The sequence below is a fragment of the Proteiniclasticum ruminis genome, from assembly GCF_900115135.1.
In the GTDB taxonomy this organism is placed as follows: domain Bacteria; phylum Bacillota; class Clostridia; order Clostridiales; family Clostridiaceae; genus Proteiniclasticum; species Proteiniclasticum ruminis_A.
The window spans coordinates 853027-871282 of sequence record NZ_FOVK01000001.1 but is presented as its reverse complement, the minus strand read 5'-3'; the positions used below and the strand labels follow the sequence as shown (position 1 = coordinate 871282).

The window sequence follows — 18256 nt, the reverse complement described above, 5'->3', positions numbered from 1 at the left end:
AAAACCTAAAATCACATAAGAAGCTCTGTACTTGTTGTTCTACTCTATTTATTTTTTATGAATGCTTGATTTTAATGAATTCATAGGAAATTTGGTTTAGACTTCAAGTAAGGAGGGGAGTTTCATGCGAGATTTAAATACAGTTGAGATGAGAATAGTAGACCGTACTTTGTACCTGATAGGTCAAAAGGGAACCGTCGATGTACCCGTCCGGACGATTGTCAAAGAAGCAAAGGTAAATCTTGGTGCAATCAATTATTACTTTGAGACAAAAGAACAGCTTCTTTCTCTGGTTCGTGAGTTCTATACGGACAATATGCTGAAAACAGTAGAGTTTTTGGAGAATCCAACCATGGACTTGGAAGAAAGACTGATCCGTTATGCCAATGAGACCATGAAGTATGCGTTATTGTATCCAAACAGTGTTGTTTTAGTAAAAGATGCTTACAGAAGTGAAGTGAAGAGTTCAGCTTCCGAGGAGCTGATCCGAACACTGAACCATATGTTTACATTATTAAATGCTTCACTGAAAGAATATCTTGGTGAGCATGAGCTGGAAATCAAAAAGATGATTTTTATGTCTGCGATGGTCCACCCAACGGAAGACAATGCCAACGATGGGTTATACAGCAGAAATATTGATACTGCGGAGAAAAGAATCTATTACATTCAGTGTTTATTGAAGATGCTCAAAAACAGCTCTTGCTGACAAAGGATAGTAAGAACAAAGGGAAAAGGTGACTGCTTGTGCGAACGAACTATTATGCTCTTGTGGAAGAGTACTTGCCACAGACGAAAGAAGATAAAGCGATCAGAGACTCCATACTGAACTATATAGAGAGAAATAGAGAAGCAGTGCTTACGAGAGAAGATCCGATGGCTCATATGACGGCCTCCACGGTCATACTGAATGAAACTGCCACGAAGATGCTCATGATTCATCACAGAATATATGATGCCTGGACATGGCAGGGAGGACATGCTGATGGTGAAGAAGATTTACTTCATGTGGCCATAAAGGAAGCGAAGGAGGAGACCGGACTCAGCCATTTCAGTCCAGTTATAAGCAGAAATGGAGCACTTCTTTACAGACTGGATATTTTGCCAGTAAAAGGCCATCTGAAGAACGGATCTTACGTTTCTCCTCATCTGCACCTCAATGCTGCCTTTGTACTGATTGCGAAAGAGGAAGAAGAGTGCATAGTGAACGAAGCTGAGACCAAAGGTATTGAATGGGTGCTGCTGGAGGACATTGATGTAAAGGCTGATGAACCGGATATTACGCCGATTTACCACAAACTGATTTCAGAAACAAGAATAAAACAGGTGTAGAGACTTGATTTCTACACCTGTTTTTCTATTGGTGACCATATTGCCTGAGTAGAATCGGTGATCCATCTTTTTCTGAAAAGAAGTGCTCGCACTATCTCATCCAGACCCAGGGCAATCCAGATGCCAGGCAGCCCGAAAGAAAAAGAGAAAGTGAAAATATAGGAGAAGAAGACACCGATGCCCCACATCGAGAGGAGTGAGACTCTGAAGGGATAATGCACATCTCCAACTGCACGCAGAGCATTCACATAAATAAGGTTCTGGCTTCTGCCAGCCTCCACGATGAAGTTGAAGAGCAGAACATGTCCTGCAAGGGCTACGATTTCAAGATTGTCTGTGAGAATGCCCAAAAGGGGAACTCGGAAAACAACAAGAAGTGTACAGAGAATCATACTGATCGAGAAGGATAGCTTCGCGGAATGAGTTCCGAGGAACTTTGCTTTTTCTTTGTGTCCCGACCCAGTATACCATCCAATCATAATGGCAGTTCCTTGTCCTAAGGATACAGAGAAAATGTAGACAAAACCTGCAAGGGTATTGCTGTAGGAGTAGGCTGTGATGGCCACATCTCCCAGTCTGGTGATAAAAATCATCATGACAAATTTTGCGAGATTATATGAAATCTGTTCGCCTGCAGCTGGAGCCCCAAGCTTTAAGATGCGTGGCAGAACTTGCCTCATAGAAGCCAGTCTGAATCGGAAGCTCTTCAGACGGAACCCCATTTTGTACACAATGGACCCTAGTACGCAAAATCCAACAATTCTTGATATCACGGTAGCGTAGGCAGCGCCTTGAACACCCAGCGCATCGAATCCTGCATGTCCATAAATAAGGATGTAATTGAGCAGTACATTCACAACATTCATGAGAATGGAGACTTTAAGTGCTGTCTTTGTCTCACCATGGGATCTGAGATAAACGGAAAATGTCATGGTCATCAGATGTATGAAAAGGTATCTTGATATGATGACGAAGTATTCAGAAGAGAATCTAAGCATCTCCCCATCCAGATCCATAATGCCTAAAAGTTCCTGGGAGAACAGGACGAGCAGGGTGCTGAAGAAGAGTCCCAAAGCGGTATTCACCATGAGTGCTGTGACTGTCAGAGTCTGCAGATCTTCAGATTTTCTTTTGGCTCCCACAAATTGTGTCATGAGGATACCGGCTCCTTGAGCAATGACATTTCCTGCAATAAGAACCAGAAAGAGAATCTGATTTGCAACCCCTACAGCCCCTACAGCAGTGTCACTATAATTTGAAAGCATCAGTGTGTCCACACTCCCGATGACGGAAAATAGAAGGCTCTCAAAAAACAGTGGGAAGGAGAGCTTCAGCAGTTTCTTTTGTTCATTCATATAATCATCCTCATTTGATAAAATTTTTCTCATATCATAGTATATAATCTAATTAATAGAAAAACTTGTAGGAATGTGATGAAAAATGATACAAAAGAATCCTAATATCGGACTGCATCAATATGAAATAAAGAGACACGGCGTAGACCGGCTCCCTTTTGCTGTGTACCGCTCAAAGATTCCCGAAGGTTTCACCTATTATCCAATGCACTGGCATGAGGAAATGGAGATGCTGTATGTGGAAGAAGGGATGCTGACGCTGATGGTGAATGGACAGAAATATACAGCAGAAGCAGGAAAGTTTTATGTGGTTTCTCCGGGCATGATCCATGCCATGGAGGAAATTCCAGGAAAGCATGCTGTTTACTATAACGTACTCTTTCATCTGAACTTCTTAATGTCGAAAGAAGATGAGGATCATCTCAATGAATCGCTGCTGCATCCACTTCTTTTGGGATCGAAGCATTTTCAGGTGGAGTCTTTTTTCGAGGAGGAAGGAAAGAAAGAAGTGCTTCACACCATAAAAAGTCTCATCTCTTATCGGGAACAGCATGAGGAGGAAGGAATTGGATTTCTTGTGAAAAGTGATCTGTTCCGGCTGCTGCACGGGCTAAGACATACGCTGCTGACTTCCAAGGATCCAATGATTGCCGCAGGTCAGATGGAACGGATGAAAAAGCTGACCAACTGGCTTCTGGAAAACCTAACAGAAGAAATCACACTGGCTAATGCAGCGCAGTTTGCAGGGTATAGCACCTCTTATTTCTCCAAGTTTTTCAGGAACTATACTGGAACCAGTTATCTCAATTATTTCACAATGCTGAAGCTGGAAAAATCAAGAAAGCTTCTGGAAGCGACGGATCTTTCCGCCATGGAAATAGGAGCTCGCTGTGGATTTCAGAATTACTCCTATTTTATCAGAACGTTCAAGAAGCATTATGAAATCACACCGAAGCAGTACCAGATGAGATCAAGAGAAGAGAAAAGAGTTTAAGTAACGGTCAATATGCGTCTCTTTTAATCTGTACTTTCTTAAGTAGGGTTTCTTCAAGACTCTGTACGGTATCTTCACTGGAAGCCAAAGCATAAAGAATGAGGTTCAGATCCTCGTCTGGATAATAATGCTGGAGGAGAACACCATGCATGGGCTGAACTGGATAGAACTCGAAGCTTTTTGGGGGAATCCCATAAAGAAGGTAGGAAAGCTGAAAGTCTCTTGGATGAAGTGGAGTTGACATGTCAAATGAACCGGTATATTTCGTGAATGCATCGGATCTGATCATCACAGGAGAACCAGATTTCAGGACATGTTTCTTTTCAAACACCACCTCGCTTGAGGATAGACCAAAGGAAGGCAGCAGCAGTTTTTTCACATCGAACTCCACAAGAAGAGCAAGCTCCTCTAGGGCTAGTGGATGACCAGCTCCTGAAACCCAGTAGACGCCAGCAAAGGAGCTGTAGAGTGACTCATCAGGATCCATGACATGGCTTCTGCCTAGAAAAAAAGATGGCCTGCTGAAGGTATAGTCCACCGTGAAAGAAACAGGCATATGAAGAGCCTTAGAAGCTCGATTAGAGTCATTGTATGTGAGGAGCACTGGCTGCATGGAAGTGCCATGAAGAGGCATTGTCAGTTCAAATCCAAGTTTATTTTCAACGCTGTTTTTTCCGGAGTACAGATCAAAAAATGGGAGTATAAAAATCATCCGAAGTCCTGGAACAGCCAGGAAGCAAAGCAGTACTGCCAATAAAGCTGCAATGGGTTTTATGAGGTGTTTTTTCATGACTGCAACACTCCTTCCGATTTCTTTCACTTTGAAGGTATCACAAAGAAATGGAAAATATGACCAATAACTATGAATAATATGCTAAAAACCTTTTCATGAACCTAGCCGATGCCTTTGACCCCAAATATGAAACTTAACATTTTTTCCATGACATGTTATAGTTTAGGTTGAGAAATATGAAACGAAGTAAAGATGAATAAATAGCTGGAGGATGGCATGAGAAAACAGGGTTTTGATCCACAAAAATATATTGAGGAACAGTCCAAATTTATCTTGGAGCGTGTGAATGACTACGATAAACTATATCTGGAGTTTGGAGGGAAACTCATTGGAGACAAGCATGCCAAAAGAGTGCTTCCAGGATTCGATGAAGATGCCAAAATCAAACTTCTTCAGAAACTGAAAGATTCAGCAGAAATTATTATAGCCGTTTATGCGGGAGATATTGAAAGAAATAAGATCCGTGGTGATTATGGCATCACGTATGATATGGATGTGTTCAGACAGATTGATGAGCTCCGGGGATACGGGCTTACGGTGAACAGCGTGGTTATCACAAGGTACAATGACCAGCCTTCGACCAAGGTCTTCATTGCGAAACTGGAGAGAAGAAACATCAAAGTCTATACCCATCGTGCCATTCCAGGATATCCTTCTGATGTGGATATGATTGTCAGTGAGGAAGGTTATGGAAAAAATCCATACATTCCTACCACAAAGCCCATCGTAGTAGTCACAGCGCCAGGCCCTAATAGCGGTAAGCTCGCCACATGCCTCAATCAGCTGTATCATGAGTATAAGCTTGGCAATCATGCGGGGTACTCGAAGTTTGAGACTTTTCCGGTTTGGAATGTGCCACTGAAGCATCCTCTGAACATTGCCTATGAAGCTGCCACGGTGGACCTGAAAGATGTCAATATGATGGATTATTTCCACTTTGAGAGATACCAGCAGGTGTCTGTGAATTACAACCGGGATCTGGAAATGTTCCCAGTGGTCAAAAGAAGCATCGAAAAAATCACAGGAAAAGAATCTGTATATCAGAGTCCTACAGACATGGGGGTCAACCGGGTGGGGTTTGGCATCATTGACGATGAAGTGATTAAAGAAGCTTCCAGACAAGAAATCATCCGAAGAAACTTTATCACCGAATGTGACTATAAGAAAGGTCTGGTGGATGAAGAGATCTTAAACCGTATGAAACTGATCATGGAGGAGCTGGCATTAAAGAAAGAGGATCGGGTTCCAGTAAGGCCAGCCAGAGAGTATTCGGAGAAACTCAAATCAAGATGTGAGAATAAGGAAGTTCCTGCTGTGATGGCTTTTGAACTTCATGACGGCACAGTCATAACCGGAAGAAGCTCCAATCTTATGGATTCCTGCTCCGCAGCGATTCTCAATGCAATCAAGTATCTGGGACACATTGGGGACGAGATCTATCTTCTGTCTCCTGTTATCATTGAAACCATAAGAAGCCTCAAAAAAGATAAGCTTCACAGTAAAATCACCACACTGAATGCAAATGAAGTGCTCATTGCGCTGACCATCGGGGCAGTGACCAATCCCACTGCTCAGCTTGCTGTGGAGAAACTCGGAGAGCTGGAGGGGGTACAGGCCCATTCCACGGTGATGCTCAATAAGGATGATGAGCAGATTCTAAAGAAACTGGGCATTGATGTGACCTGTGAACCTGTTTACCCATCTGAAAACTTATATTACGTATAGACTGTTCTGGAGTCCTTGTAAAAGGGCTCTTTTTTTTTGTCATTAGGATCTGGGGGCAGCTTCAAAAAAAGAACAGAAGAAATGTTTTGATTTTTATCTTTAAGAAAAGTATTTGTCACTTCTTGAGACATTTAACCCTTTAGGATTGTATTACAAGTGAAAGGAGGGGGAGAGATTGCTGCAGACTATGCTTCGAAGCAGAGAAAATTTTGAGGAAATCTATGAAACTAATGTGGATATGGTGTACCGTATCTGCTTCACCTATCTGAAAAACACTGCGGATACAGAAGATATGGTGCAAAATACATTCATAAAACTCATGGAACAATCGGACTCCTTTCAGTCCAAAGAACATGTGAAAGCATGGCTTATTGTTACAGCTGGGAATCTTTGCAAAAATCATCTGAAACACTGGTGGTCTAAAAGATCACCAGTGGAAGACTGGAACTTGCCTGTATTCATGGAAGAGGAAGATACAAGGGAAGTGATGGATGCGTTATGGGAAATTCCTGAAAAATACAGAATTACTTTGTACTTACATTATTTTGAAGGATACAAAAGTAAAGAGATTGCAGAAATGCTCGGGATATCTCATTCAACGGTTCGGACACATCTTGAGCGTGGCAGAGAAGCACTGAAGAACAAACTAGGAGGTGGCTTTATTGATGGGAAATAGATTAAAGAAAGCTCTGGAAAATGTAAAACCTACTGAACTGGAAAAAAATAGGATGTATCAGAATATTTTACATCAGGAGAGGCTTGCTCATGAGAAAAAGGGAGGATTAAAAATGAGAAACAGAAGATCTATTTGGATGACAGGTGCAGTAGCGGCGCTGCTGATGCTGGTTTTCAGTGCCAGTTATTTCATGGGAAAGGATAAGGGCGACGTGCTGTACTCCAGTAACGGAGTAGAAATAAAGGAAGTTTCTGAAGTGAAACTTGAAAATACTGGCGCAGGAGCCATAACGATGCTTTTCACAGAGAAGGATGTGTTTACTCTATTTGATACGGATGCTTTTTTAGGAACCGTGGAGGATGTGAAAAATATCAGTATGGATTTTGATGGTATGGTGCATTACCGGGCCATGGCCATACTGAAAGTGGAGAAGGTATACGATGGAGAACTTTCTCCAGGAGAAACCGTCCGTGTGATGCTGCCTGGACCCGTGGATACGGGACAGGTGATGGGAGCTGATTTCAACATCACCAGAGCCATGAAACCAGGAGAAAGAGGAATATTCCTGCCTCTGAAATATCAGAATGAGGAAGTGTGGGAAGAAAATGGAAAGGTGCTGAAGATGAAAGATGTGGCTGAGTACGCGATTCTCGACACGGAGCGGTTTGCATTTATGGAAACCGCTGAAGGGCTGCTGTTTGCAAGGGATACTTTTCCGAAGATTATGAATGCAACATCCTTGGAAGAGATTGAGACCTACATTCAGGAGAAAATCAGCCAGTAGCTTCATAACAGATCCAATAAAATGGGACAGAATGCGGTTTCTTGCATTCTGTCCTTTTTAATCACACTATGAGGGCTGTTGAGATTCTCGTTCTCCCATGTAGGTCAGACCAATCATGCCTGGACCCGTATGGCTTCCTATGATAGGCCCAATCTGTGTCATAATGACCTCTTTCACATGAAGTTCATTTTTCAGTTTCGATGAAAGGAATTCTGCGTCTTTTAATGAATCACCGTGTCCGATGATGACCACTTGGTTTTCAGGAGTTCCAATGGAGGTTTTCATTTTTATGATCAGTTCAGAAAGAGATTTCTTTCTGCCCATGACCTTTCCGAGATTCACAAGCTTTCCTTCCATGTTCACGCTAAGGATGGGTTTTATGTTCAGTGCTGTACCGATATTTGCGGAGAGTGCGCTGATTCGGCCGCCTCTTTTCAAATGCATCAGATCCTCCACTGTAAACCAATGACAGATCTGCTTCTTATTCTCCTCCAGCCACACATAAAGCTCCTCAAGAGTCAAACCTTGCCGTTTTTTCAGTACCGCGTGGTAGACAAGGAGTCCCTGTCCGATAGAAGCAGCGATAGAATCCAAAACCAGAATTTTACGTTCAGGATAGAGTTCTTTCAGTTCTTCGGCTGCCATTCTGCTGGCATTATAACTGCCGCTGAGTGCTGAAGAAAAAGATATATGAAGTATATCTTGGCCTGCCTTCAGATAGGGTTCAAAAACACCCATGAACCTTGCTGTGTTGATCATGGAAGTGCTGGATACTTTTCCTTCCCGTAGACGCCCATAAAAAGATGCAGTTTTCTCACCTTCATCTTCAAGATCCTGAAAATGACTGACGCCATCCAGAATATATTCCATTGGGATAACATGAACGTCAAGTTCCCGTATCACAGTGGATGGAAGATCACAAGTAGAATCGGTTATGATTTTATAATTGCGCATAAATACTCCTTTTATGAAATAATAAGGATTCTTCCTCTAAAAGATAATAATACCATTGAATTATAGAGAATGTACCCCAAAATTAGCTTAAAATTTCCTGAACAGTAGTACTATGGGCAACAAAGATAGGCAAGTAAATGGAACCTGTGATAAAATAGGGGTTGAATACGAGGTGATGATGGCATGGATAAAAAAGAACGAAAAAACAGGACCCTTGCTGAGAACAGAAAAGCCAGACATGATTTTTTTATTGAAGAAGTCTATGAAGCTGGTATTGAGCTCATTGGTACAGAAGTGAAATCCATCAGAATGGGCAAAGTAAATCTGAAAGAGAGCTATGCTGAAATTAAAAATGGAGAGATGTTTATTGTAGGAATGCATATTTCGCCTTATGAAATGGGCAATATCTTCAATCGGGATCCTCTTAGAGACCGAAAACTTCTTCTGCATAAAGAAGAGATTCTGAAGCTTCAGCAGTTAAGCCAAAGAGATGGGTATACACTCATTCCTTTGTCCCTTTATCTTAAGAATGGCCGTGTGAAGCTGGCTGTTGCTGTGGCGAAAGGAAAGAAGAATTACGACAAGCGTGATGCACTTCTTGAAAAGGCACACAAACGAGATGTGGACCGTGAAGTGAAAGAACGAAACAGAATGTAATTGTCTAAGCTCAGGAGGTATATATATGGAGAAAACCATAGGATTTATCGGCTGCGGAAATATGGGAAAAGCCATGGTAAGAGGATTCATAGAAAGTGCGATTGCTTTGCCCCAAGGAATCATTGTGTCCACACAAAGGGAAACCACCAGAGAGAACATCAAAGAAACCTTCGGTGTGCGGGTCGCAGAGAAAAATCAGGAAGTAGCAAAGGAATCAGATATTCTGTTTTTTGCAGTGAAACCTTATGCATATGAAACTGTGATGAAGGAATCAAGAAGCGCTCTAAAGGATGATGCACTGATCATTGGTCTGGCGGCTGGTGTCACCATTGACAAGATGAAGGAGTATCTGGGGCAGGAGCGCAAGATTGTAAAGATTATGCCCAATACGCCTGTGGCGGTATCGGAAGGTGTCATAGCCGTCAGTTTTTCAGACAGCTTGACCTCTGAAGAAAGAAGAGAAGTAACAGAGCTTTTATCGGTGATGGGGAAGGTGTCTGTCATAGACGAAAAACACATGGACGTCATCACTGGCATCGCAGGTTCTTCTCCGGCGTATGTATATATGTTTATTGAAGCCATGGCAGATGCTGCAGTGAAAAACGGACTGCCTAGAAAAGAAGCCTATGACATTTCTGCTCAGGCCGTGCTTGGCGCAGCAAAAATGGTGTTGGAGACAGGGATTCATCCGGGAATGCTCAAAGATATGGTCACATCTCCTGGGGGAACGACCATTGAAGCGGTAGCGGTTCTCGAAGAAAAAGGGCTGCGGCATGCAGTGATTTCAGCTGTGGATGCCTGTGTGGACAAGTCGAGGAAAATGAGTGAATAAATACGCAAAGAGTTTCTTTGGAAGCTCTTTTTTTCTTGCGAATATTGATAAACATAAGCTTTCATAGACATGCTTAATCAAGCGTGAATATCCAGCATTAATTTTCAAGGCATGAGAAATAAGCCTAGGTCAGTTTTAAAATCTTTCTTAGCTGCATTAAATTTATATAGAATTCAACCATGGGATATCACTGTTAAAATCGCAGTAGTTATTCTGTTCGGTATAATTTGATTAGTACTTATTGGAACCGGCTCTAAGAGAAGTTCTTCCTATTATTTACAGGAAATAACAGATAGAAACCCCAAGTTAAACTATCTGTGCAAAAAAGGAGCTGTTTTGCAACAGCCCCTCAAAGAAGCAGAAGAATATTTACGCCTTAGCATGATCTATTTCGTATAAAAAGTATTATGAGGCTGAAATGCAACCCAATTTACGCATTAATAAAAACTTCATAGTACCATGACTGTTACGATATTTACTTTTCGCCATCATCATGAGTTCCACTTCATCGCAATGGTTAGCTTAGCTGTTCTTCACATCTTCTCTGCTGAGGATAAGCATACTCCAGACAATGCCCACTGAAAGGAGAATATGCCCCATTCCAGCTATACCTGAAATGGCCGCCTCAGGTGCTGAACCATAATAATTTCCTGTTACCTCTATGATGCCATGGATCATCATCATCACAATACTTAAGAGAAGACCTGATACCCATAAATAGATAGGCCTTCGTAGACTTTTGGTGAGGTCTTTTTTATTGCTTCTGGAGACAATGCTGTAGAATACAAGTAAGCTCAAGAAACCCAGCACCAGGGCATGGACATGGACTTTCCCAAGATAGGTCGAATCAGTAAACCCATAGACCTTTGTAAACTCGCGGTAAAACACCCCTCCAACAAGTCCTAGAATAAGACTCGCAAAGGACAACTCGATCAAGCTCTGGACTCTAAACTCTTTAACATAGTGTTTGAAACCTACATAAACCAGCAGAAGATACGCTACAGTCTTGGGCATCATAAACGCACCGACCCAAGGATAAGCTTGTGCCCACAGCACCACTGGCGCATATAGAATAAAACTGAAGAAGATCAGTACCGCCATATGTTTCATCCCGTCTTTGGTTCTCTCATCCCATGACCATTTGATGAGCAGCAAACCAAGTAGAGCAAAAGGAATGTTACGAAGAATACCAAATGTATAATTTCCCGGTATGCTTCCCCACTCATTCTGAGGTAAGAGGACCAGAATAATTCTCCCTAGTACAAGAACGTAGACAAGAATATCCTTAAGCTTTGTTCCCTTTTGGGTCTGTCTTTTGTAATAGTAGTAATACAGCAGGTAGAAGAGGGTCATGGTGAGGGATGTCACAAACTGCCCCCAGGAAAGAGCTGTGGCATTGGCTTCAAATCCGCCTTCACTCAAATGGGAAATCACCCTGGGGATGAGGTGGAAAGCATCTCCTGCGCCCAGGAGCACTCCCATGAGACCAAAGAGCTTTGCGCCTTTGTCTTTTAGAAGAAGTAGTCTGACGCCAAAACCAATGACAAGTATTAAATAACTAAGATCAAATATCGATTCAAATAATCCCATTAAATTCACCTTTATTCCTTTATTCTGTTATTCTAATATATCTTTTAAGCCATATTTTACCCATGATATTTGCTTTTCATAATGCTCCAGAAAAATCACTTGGCTCCAGTTTTCAAGAAAGGATCTCCTGATGAGCTCATGAACAACAGCCTTGATATAATGCATGAACTCTTTCATCCTTCCATCTTCAACCTGTTTGAACGCTACATCCATTTCAAGGCTGTTCACATGCCTGTTCTCCATATGGAACTCTCTCCAGAGTGCAGCCAGGTCGGGTGTCCAGTATAAGTAACGATTTTTGTAGAGAGCATACTTTTCTTTCTTGAATAACTCCCTCGCCAATTCCTGACCAAAAAAATCTAGTGCTTTAAAGAGGTTCCCATTTTCACGGCGAAAAAGTTTTAAGAATATTTCATGGAATTCAATAGTCTCCCGTTCAAGAATCGTAAAGTAGCTTTCTTCAAGATTTTTGAAATACGTATAAAAACTTCCTCTTGAGATGCCCAACGCTTCAACGATATCTTTAACGCTGGCATCTTTTATTGAATGCTCTTCAAACTCTTTTTTTATAGCCTCTAAAATTAAGTTCCGTTTCTTTTCTGGAAGATTATAGAAATTTTCCTTAGGCATTGATTTTCTCCTTCCTCATTATTGACACCGTGTCATTATTCATTATAGCAACAAATGACACCGTGTCAATTTTTATTTCTAAGGTATCCTTGTTATTATTATTTTATCTTGTACATTCCATTTGAGATATTCTCATTTATTTTTCAACCTCAATCATATCTTCATACTATGCTGTGCTGTTTCATACCAGGTATTTTATAGGTTTTATTCTTGATTAAACTATAAATTGTTGATTTAAGCTGCTGCCTCCTCATTACGAACCACTCACGGGAAGAGTGTAATCATACCTTCTGAATATCTCCCACATTTATACCGAATCTTCGAAAATTGTCTAGATACTGAAGAATGGCAGGAAAATTGATAGCAGCTATAAAATCATCTGCACGCTAAAGGGGCCATTTTGCAACGGCCCCTTCTAAAATAATCTTTTTATTCGTTTCCTTCTGTGGCAGCTGTAGCACCAGCGATACGTCCAAAGGTATGAACATCAGCCAGGGCATTTCCACCTAAACGGTTGGCGCCATGGATTCCACCGGTGACTTCACCAGCGGCGAAGAGCCCCTTGATGATTTCTCCGTTCTGGTCCACCACTCTGGTTTCAGGAGTGATTTTAATTCCACCCATGGTGTGATGTACGGTAGGAACGCGCTTACCGGCATAGAATGGAGCTGTATCAAGTTTATCCATGAACAGTGTTCTTCCGAATTCATCTTTTGCACCATCAACAGATGCATTGAAAGCTTCTACGGCTTTCACAAGATTCTCTGGTTCAACCCCGATCTGTTTTGCAAGATCTTCCAGGGTATCTGCTTTATAGGCTCTTCCTTCTTTTACAAGGGAATCTATGGTTTCATTGAAGTTGTTTACAGTATCGCCAGTGGGATAAGAATGCTGATCGACGATGACCCACATCATGGAATCTGCCTGTTCCATCAGTGCTCTGGTCATCACATCTCTTCGAGCTCCTTCATCCACGAATCGGTTTCCTTCCGCATTGACGAAGATTCTGTTTTCCACACCTTGCTCGATATTCCCGGAAAGGCTGCCTGTTTCAGGGTCTCCCATAGGAAGCAGCTGAATGTTTTCCATCTGAACAATGGATGCATTGATCTTTTCAGCCATGAGGATTCCATCACCAGTGGCACCTCTGTGGTTGGTGGTCTTGATGTTGGTAAGCTTTGGCCAGATGGTGTTATACTGATCTCTCATTTCAACGTTTGCACCAAATCCGCCTGTGGCGATAATGACGCCATTCTTGGCATTTACAGTGATCTTTCCGTTCTTTCCTTCAGCAAGGAATCCAGTAACAGCGCCGTCCGCATTTACAAGAAGCTCTTTTGCTTCCACTTCAGTAAGCACTGTAATGTCATCTTTATGTTCATTGATGTAGTTCATAAAGGTATTGACATAACCTGTACCCAGTGGCTCCACGGGCTTGTGTGATCTTGGCCATAGAGCGCCAAGGACGGTGAATACTTTGTCTGTGAACTTCATGCCCAGTGACTCCAGCCACTCGATGGTTGGATAAGCATTTTCAACCAGAACTCGAACCAGTTCTGGATCGCCTTTTTTATCTCCGCCTTCATAGGTCTGCTGGAAGTGTTTTTCCACAGAATCCTCGATGCCCTGAGCAGACTGTCTCTTTGGGTCTACTGCGTTGAAGGCTGAGCCAGAGATGATGGTGTTTCCACCAATGTTTGGCATTTTTTCTACAAGCAGAACCTTCGCACCGTTCTGATGAGCCGAAACGGCAGCTGCTAAACCTGCGCCTCCACCACCGATGATTGCTACTTCTGTGTCAAACTCCTGGTCTTTTTTCTCCACCTCTACGGATTCTTTGACTTTTAATTTTTCAATATCTGCACCAGCCTTCACCAGGGCAGCTTCAAGCGCGGCAAGAAATCCTTGGGAAGAATAGGTTGCTCCACTGACCAGGTCCATGGACAAGGAAGCTTTTTCAAGCGCTGCTTCAGTGAGCGTGCTTACAGCTTTATCTCCAAGACCCTTTGTTTCTGTGTGTTCTGATTTGATTTCAAGAATGTTGTTCTCATCTACGGTCACTGTAAGGGTAATATCCCCATGATACCCTTTGGCCGTTCCTTCATATGTGCCAGGTGTGAACAGGTCCTCCTCACTGGTAGCAGGTGTTTCTGGCGTTTCTGGAGCTGCTGGCTCCTTGGTGCCACATGCTGCAAATGAAATCGAGAGCAGCAGCAGTAACGCAGCAGTAATTTTTTTTCCGATCTTTTTCATAACGTTCCCCTTTCTGAATTGATAATATTTGGACGAACATATTCGGTGAATTAGTTCACTAAAACAATAACATGGAGTTAAAATATTATCAATAATTGACAAGAAATATTAATTTCTTGGAGTAGTTTGAAAGTTTGGGGTATAATGTGTTCAGATACGGAGGGGATATTGTGAAAGAAACCAGAGGAACGACAAGACAGGAAAAAGCATTGGAGACAAAGGATAAAATCTATGAAGTAGCCATGAAAAAATTCATCACAAAAGGTCTTGAACATACTTCCATTTCTGAAATCTGTAGAGAGGCGGGGGTTTCCATCGGTTCTTTCTATACCCATTTCGAAAATAAAGAAGGGGTCATTTATGAAACATTCCGACGTGCAGACCTGAATTTTGAGCGTTTTCTTCAGGCGGAGAGATACAAACAGAATCTTTATGAGCTGATCCTGGAATATATGGAGTATTATGTTCAATTTGTCTTGACTTACGACTTTGAATTTATCAGGCGATTCTACAATACGGGGAATCATTACTTCGTGAGAGGGAAGCGTCCCATGCAGGACGTTCTGAAAACCATACTGAAGAACCGTCAGCCTAAACTTAATGAGTACTATGTGAAAAACACCGATGATGTGGTAGATATGCTCTTTATGACCTCACGTGGAATCATTTTTCATTGGTGTCTGAAAGAACAGGGCTTTGATCTTCAGGAAGTGTCCAGAAAACAAATAGAAATGGTACTGAAAAGTGTTCTTCTGGAACTGGAGTAAGACATTGAGAACATGAAAAAAGAAGCTCTTTCCGTGGATGTGGAAAGAGCTTCTTTTTAGTCTGCCATGTTCAGTCCATCAAAAAAGTCTGTGGAGAACCCGTTTTCCTCCTGGTCAAGGATCATACCGAAGTCTTTGATACGGAACCATGATATTTCTCCGTCCTCATTTCGGATCGATACCCAGCTACGGTTGTCTGTTTCGAGTAAAACGGCTTTTTCACCAGGCTGAAACTCATAGGCGATTGAGGAGTCAGACCTGCTGACGACGGTTTTCAGTTTTTTCAGCAGAGTAACCTTAGTTTCCATAGGATAAAGATCTTTTTCCACATGTTTCAGTTCTGTTGGAGAAACGAGAAGATATTCATCCTCATAGAAGAACGTCTGCATCACTTGACCCCGGGAGAGTGTAGATACTCTTCCGTCTCCATGAACAATGAGATTTCCGCTCATGTCGGAATTTGGGATTTTTCCAAGAAATCCTTCCAGTTTTGACAGCACTGTGAGCTTTCCATTCATGTATCGGTAAAACACTGTGGCATAATCACTGCTGGGTCCTTCCTCACTAACTGCGATTTCCAAAAGATTGTCTGTGGCGAGAAGATCTGTCACATGAAATAAAGGACTGATCATTTCTCCTTCATAGGACATTACTTCTTCATTGACATGAAGCTCATAGGAGATTACTTCGTCATAATAGGGGTTGATGGCGGTTCTTAAAGAGATGGTATCCTTGATGCCGTCCCCATCCAAATCTGCTTCAGTGTAATACTCCTTGTCAAACTCATCCATCTGAAGATCGCGGCTTTCAACAACAATCTCCTCTAATATTCCACCTTTCCCGCCGTTTTCCGTCTCCACTGGAGTTTTAGAGTTTTCTTCCACTTCATCAGGCGATTCCAGATGGGCACAACCGAATAAAAGCATCAGAAACAGAGTCATCAGAAAAAATGTAAACAGGGAGCGTTTCATGGGGGTTCACTCCATTCGTATTTGATAGGTTTATCATACGCTTTTCGTTTGGGCGGCGGGTGACAAAATGATGAAAGCAGAAAAGAGGACAGGTTCTTATTTCGTATTCAGCTTCTGTTCTGAAAGATAGGCTTTCATATGGGGGCGTAAAGGTTTAGAGAACATTCGGGCCAACTGCTGCGTATAAGTATCGGACCGGTTCAGGCTGCTTCTCTTGCTGTAATACTCCGAAATGGTCTGATCGTACTTTTCCAGAAGCTGAACTTCAGCACCATTCTGATAGGTATCTGTTTTCAGAACCAGCTTGACAGGGAGTCTGGGTTTCTTTTCGTTTATGGATGCAGGATATCCAAGGCACATGCCAAAAAGAGGATAGGTGTGTTCTGGCAGTTCGAGTAATTCTGAGACAATTTGAGGATTGTTCCGAAGTGCTCCGATGTATACGCCACCAAGACCCATAGATTCAGCAGCAATCATCAGGTTCTGAGCCATGAGCGCTGTATCCACGGTGGCAATGATAAAGGCTTCTGTCTGACCTTCCTCCATTTTCTCGCCATGGAGTGTGGTGCATAAACGGGCACGTTCCAGATCTGCTACAAAGACAAGGAAAACTGGAGATGTTTCCACATGCTTTTGATTTCCGGCAATCTCAGCCATGATTCTACGTTTTTCAGGATCCTTTACCTGAATCACCGTATAGGCTTGTACAAAGTTCGAAGATGCAGCGCTTTGCCCAGCTTCTATAAGTTCAATGACAGTTTCATCACTTACAGGATACTCCTTGAAGTTTCTAATGCTTGTGTGACTTTTCAGGAGTTCAATGACATTATTCATAAACATACCTCCAGGTTTTTCTTCTATTGTATCATAGCATAGGCTATTTTGAGTTTGGGTGTATAATAGAGATATATGACGGTTTAGAGTGAACACGAGAGAATGCAGGAGGTGGATTGTTTGGAAAAATTAAGGTATGGCGTGATGGGCACTGGGAGAATTGTGGATCGTTTTGTTTCAGCGGTGCGCACATCTTCAGAAGGTGAGATCTATGCCATCTGTTCCCGGACAGAAGAAAGTGCAAGAAAGAAAGCCTCTGAGCTTCATATCACTACATGGTATGGATCCTATGAGGAGCTTGTGAAAGATCCGATGGTGGATGTGGTGTATGTGCCGACCATCAATTTCATGCATAAAGAACATGCGCTTCTCGCACTTGCACATGGAAAACATGTGGTGGTGGAAAAGCCCATGACTCTTACCCATGAGGATACGAAAGAGCTGTTTGAGGAAGCTGAGAAAAGAGGACGGTTTATCATGGAGGCCCAGAAATCACTGTTTCTCCCAGTAACCGCAAAAGTCAAAGAGTGGCTGGAAGAAGGAAGGATCGGGAAGCTGAATCTTATGGAATACGATATTTTTGTTCCGGATGTTTCTTTTCAATGGTTTTACCATCGGGATATGGGCGGAGGTGCTCTCTTAGGAAGTGGCAACTACATCTTTTCCCATGCGTTGTATCTGGAAAAAAGTGATCTGACGGAGCTGAAAGGTCAGGCAGTTCTAGGGGATGAAGTGGATCTTCAGTGCACCTTTCTGATGAAATTCGAAGATGAGGTGCTGGCTTCTTGTAAGATTTCCACCCTGGCCAAGGGGGAAAGCCGATGTGTTCTTTATGGTACAGAGGGAAAGATCTATATTAAAGATTTCTGGAAGGCCAGGGAAGCAGAGCTTATAGATAGGAGTGGAGAATCAGAGAAAATTGAGTTTCCAGAACCCTTTGAGATGTTCTATGAAGTAGATCACATCAATGCTTGTATCAGACAGGGGATTCTACATAGTCCGGTGATGGATAAGGAGATGTCTTTGTCCTGTGCCCGTTACACAGACCTCTTGTATGAGGATTATTACAGATAAGGTGCTATGGTTTTTGTTGGGACTGGAGGGTTGAA

Annotated in this window: 18 protein-coding genes; 10 read left to right on the top strand and 8 right to left on the bottom strand. The window is 42.3% G+C overall.

What is annotated here, in order from left to right; genetic code table 11:
• Positions 1 to 124: 124 nt before the first annotated feature.
• Both BM243_RS04085 and BM243_RS04080 read left to right on the top strand, forming a co-directional pair.
• Complete coding sequence (locus BM243_RS04085) at positions 125 to 709, top strand: TetR/AcrR family transcriptional regulator (RefSeq protein WP_074910672.1); 585 nt, start codon at positions 125 to 127, stop codon at positions 707 to 709.
• A 38-nt stretch (positions 710 to 747) separates the two neighbouring features.
• Entirely contained in the window at positions 748 to 1332 is a 585-nt protein-coding gene (locus tag BM243_RS04080; protein WP_074910669.1) for an NUDIX hydrolase, read from the top strand.
• An 11-nt stretch (positions 1333 to 1343) separates the two neighbouring features.
• On the opposite strand, the gene BM243_RS04075 is transcribed toward BM243_RS04080, so the two are convergent.
• Positions 1344 to 2687: an MATE family efflux transporter gene (locus BM243_RS04075; RefSeq protein WP_074910666.1), complete on the bottom strand. Its 1344-nt coding sequence runs from the start codon at positions 2685 to 2687 to the stop codon at positions 1344 to 1346.
• A gap of 85 nt (positions 2688 to 2772) precedes the next feature.
• Between BM243_RS04075 and BM243_RS04070 the strand changes: the two genes are divergently transcribed.
• Positions 2773 to 3681, top strand: coding sequence for a helix-turn-helix transcriptional regulator (locus tag BM243_RS04070; RefSeq protein ID WP_074910664.1), 909 nt, complete (start codon positions 2773 to 2775; stop codon positions 3679 to 3681).
• Positions 3682 to 3688: 7 nt separating this feature from the next.
• Here the strand turns inward: BM243_RS04070 and BM243_RS04065 are convergent, their stop codons facing one another.
• Positions 3689 to 4471, bottom strand: coding sequence for a hypothetical protein (locus BM243_RS04065; RefSeq protein WP_074910661.1), 783 nt, complete (start codon positions 4469 to 4471; stop codon positions 3689 to 3691).
• Positions 4472 to 4690: 219 nt separating this feature from the next.
• Between BM243_RS04065 and BM243_RS04060 the strand changes: the two genes are divergently transcribed.
• The 3 genes from BM243_RS04060 to BM243_RS04050 all read left to right on the top strand — a co-directional run bounded on the left by BM243_RS04060 (position 4691) and on the right by BM243_RS04050 (position 7659).
• Positions 4691 to 6199 carry a DUF1846 domain-containing protein gene (locus tag BM243_RS04060; RefSeq protein ID WP_074910658.1) on the top strand — a complete coding sequence of 503 codons (1509 nt, stop codon included), beginning with the start codon at positions 4691 to 4693 and terminating at the stop codon, positions 6197 to 6199.
• Positions 6200 to 6374: 175 nt separating this feature from the next.
• The gene (locus tag BM243_RS04055; RefSeq protein ID WP_083422591.1) at positions 6375 to 6875 is read left to right on the top strand and encodes an RNA polymerase sigma factor; all 501 of its coding nucleotides are present in this window, start codon (positions 6375 to 6377) and stop codon (positions 6873 to 6875) included.
• Entirely contained in the window at positions 6865 to 7659 is a 795-nt protein-coding gene (locus tag BM243_RS04050) for a hypothetical protein (protein WP_074910655.1), read from the top strand. The genes BM243_RS04055 and BM243_RS04050 overlap by 11 nt, the downstream gene beginning before the upstream one ends.
• A gap of 66 nt (positions 7660 to 7725) precedes the next feature.
• Here the strand turns inward: BM243_RS04050 and BM243_RS04045 are convergent, their stop codons facing one another.
• A complete protein-coding gene (locus tag BM243_RS04045) occupies positions 7726 to 8613 on the bottom strand; it encodes a DegV family protein (RefSeq protein ID WP_074910653.1) in 888 nt (295 codons plus the stop codon).
• A 183-nt stretch (positions 8614 to 8796) separates the two neighbouring features.
• Between BM243_RS04045 and smpB the strand changes: the two genes are divergently transcribed.
• Positions 8797 to 9270 carry an SsrA-binding protein SmpB gene (gene smpB / locus BM243_RS04040; protein WP_074910650.1) on the top strand — a complete coding sequence of 158 codons (474 nt, stop codon included), beginning with the start codon at positions 8797 to 8799 and terminating at the stop codon, positions 9268 to 9270.
• Between the two features lie 25 nt (positions 9271 to 9295).
• On the top strand, positions 9296 to 10102 hold the full coding sequence (gene proC / locus BM243_RS04035) for a pyrroline-5-carboxylate reductase (protein WP_074910648.1): 807 nt from the start codon (positions 9296 to 9298) through the stop codon (positions 10100 to 10102).
• Positions 10103 to 10624: 522 nt separating this feature from the next.
• Here the strand turns inward: proC and BM243_RS04030 are convergent.
• The 3 genes from BM243_RS04030 to BM243_RS04020 all read right to left on the bottom strand — a co-directional run bounded on the left by BM243_RS04030 (position 10625) and on the right by BM243_RS04020 (position 14575).
• Complete coding sequence (locus BM243_RS04030; RefSeq protein ID WP_074910645.1) at positions 10625 to 11692, bottom strand: DUF2871 domain-containing protein; 1068 nt, start codon at positions 11690 to 11692, stop codon at positions 10625 to 10627.
• A 27-nt stretch (positions 11693 to 11719) separates the two neighbouring features.
• The gene (locus BM243_RS04025; RefSeq protein ID WP_074910642.1) at positions 11720 to 12322 is read right to left on the bottom strand and encodes a TetR/AcrR family transcriptional regulator; all 603 of its coding nucleotides are present in this window, start codon (positions 12320 to 12322) and stop codon (positions 11720 to 11722) included.
• A 429-nt stretch (positions 12323 to 12751) separates the two neighbouring features.
• Complete coding sequence (locus BM243_RS04020; RefSeq protein ID WP_074910639.1) at positions 12752 to 14575, bottom strand: flavocytochrome c; 1824 nt, start codon at positions 14573 to 14575, stop codon at positions 12752 to 12754.
• Positions 14576 to 14745: 170 nt separating this feature from the next.
• Here BM243_RS04020 and BM243_RS04015 point away from each other — a divergent pair, with 170 nt between their 5' ends.
• Positions 14746 to 15342 (top strand): TetR/AcrR family transcriptional regulator, encoded by a 597-nt coding sequence (locus BM243_RS04015; protein ID WP_143093532.1) that lies wholly within the window; start codon positions 14746 to 14748, stop codon positions 15340 to 15342.
• A gap of 56 nt (positions 15343 to 15398) precedes the next feature.
• Here the strand turns inward: BM243_RS04015 and BM243_RS04010 are convergent, their stop codons facing one another.
• Complete coding sequence (locus BM243_RS04010; RefSeq protein ID WP_074910633.1) at positions 15399 to 16313, bottom strand: hypothetical protein; 915 nt, start codon at positions 16311 to 16313, stop codon at positions 15399 to 15401.
• 96 nt (positions 16314 to 16409) lie between these two features.
• Entirely contained in the window at positions 16410 to 17147 is a 738-nt protein-coding gene (gene nfsA / locus BM243_RS04005) for an oxygen-insensitive NADPH nitroreductase (protein WP_074910629.1), read from the bottom strand.
• A 120-nt stretch (positions 17148 to 17267) separates the two neighbouring features.
• Here nfsA and BM243_RS04000 point away from each other — a divergent pair, with 120 nt between their 5' ends.
• On the top strand, positions 17268 to 18221 hold the full coding sequence (locus BM243_RS04000; protein ID WP_177213452.1) for a Gfo/Idh/MocA family protein: 954 nt from the start codon (positions 17268 to 17270) through the stop codon (positions 18219 to 18221).
• Positions 18222 to 18256: the final 35 nt, after the last annotated feature.

Excerpts from the sequence above, each read along its gene's own strand:
- smpB (WP_074910650.1), top strand. The coding sequence starts at position 8,797 with ATGGATAAAAAAGAACGAAAAAACAGGACCCTTGCTGAGAACAGAAAA.
- BM243_RS04030 (WP_074910645.1), bottom strand. The coding sequence starts at position 11,692 with ATGGGATTATTTGAATCGATATTTGATCTTAGTTATTTAATACTTGTC.
- BM243_RS04020 (WP_074910639.1), bottom strand. The coding sequence starts at position 14,575 with ATGAAAAAGATCGGAAAAAAAATTACTGCTGCGTTACTGCTGCTGCTC.
- BM243_RS04065 (WP_074910661.1), bottom strand. The coding sequence starts at position 4,471 with ATGAAAAAACACCTCATAAAACCCATTGCAGCTTTATTGGCAGTACTG.
- BM243_RS04085 (WP_074910672.1), top strand. The coding sequence starts at position 125 with ATGCGAGATTTAAATACAGTTGAGATGAGAATAGTAGACCGTACTTTG.
- BM243_RS04075 (WP_074910666.1), bottom strand. The coding sequence starts at position 2,687 with ATGAATGAACAAAAGAAACTGCTGAAGCTCTCCTTCCCACTGTTTTTT.
- BM243_RS04060 (WP_074910658.1), top strand. The coding sequence starts at position 4,691 with ATGAGAAAACAGGGTTTTGATCCACAAAAATATATTGAGGAACAGTCC.
- BM243_RS04025 (WP_074910642.1), bottom strand. The coding sequence starts at position 12,322 with ATGCCTAAGGAAAATTTCTATAATCTTCCAGAAAAGAAACGGAACTTA.
- BM243_RS04050 (WP_074910655.1), top strand. The coding sequence starts at position 6,865 with ATGGGAAATAGATTAAAGAAAGCTCTGGAAAATGTAAAACCTACTGAA.
- proC (WP_074910648.1), top strand. The coding sequence starts at position 9,296 with ATGGAGAAAACCATAGGATTTATCGGCTGCGGAAATATGGGAAAAGCC.
- BM243_RS04045 (WP_074910653.1), bottom strand. The coding sequence starts at position 8,613 with ATGCGCAATTATAAAATCATAACCGATTCTACTTGTGATCTTCCATCC.
- BM243_RS04010 (WP_074910633.1), bottom strand. The coding sequence starts at position 16,313 with ATGAAACGCTCCCTGTTTACATTTTTTCTGATGACTCTGTTTCTGATG.
- nfsA (WP_074910629.1), bottom strand. The coding sequence starts at position 17,147 with ATGAATAATGTCATTGAACTCCTGAAAAGTCACACAAGCATTAGAAAC.
- BM243_RS04070 (WP_074910664.1), top strand. The coding sequence starts at position 2,773 with ATGATACAAAAGAATCCTAATATCGGACTGCATCAATATGAAATAAAG.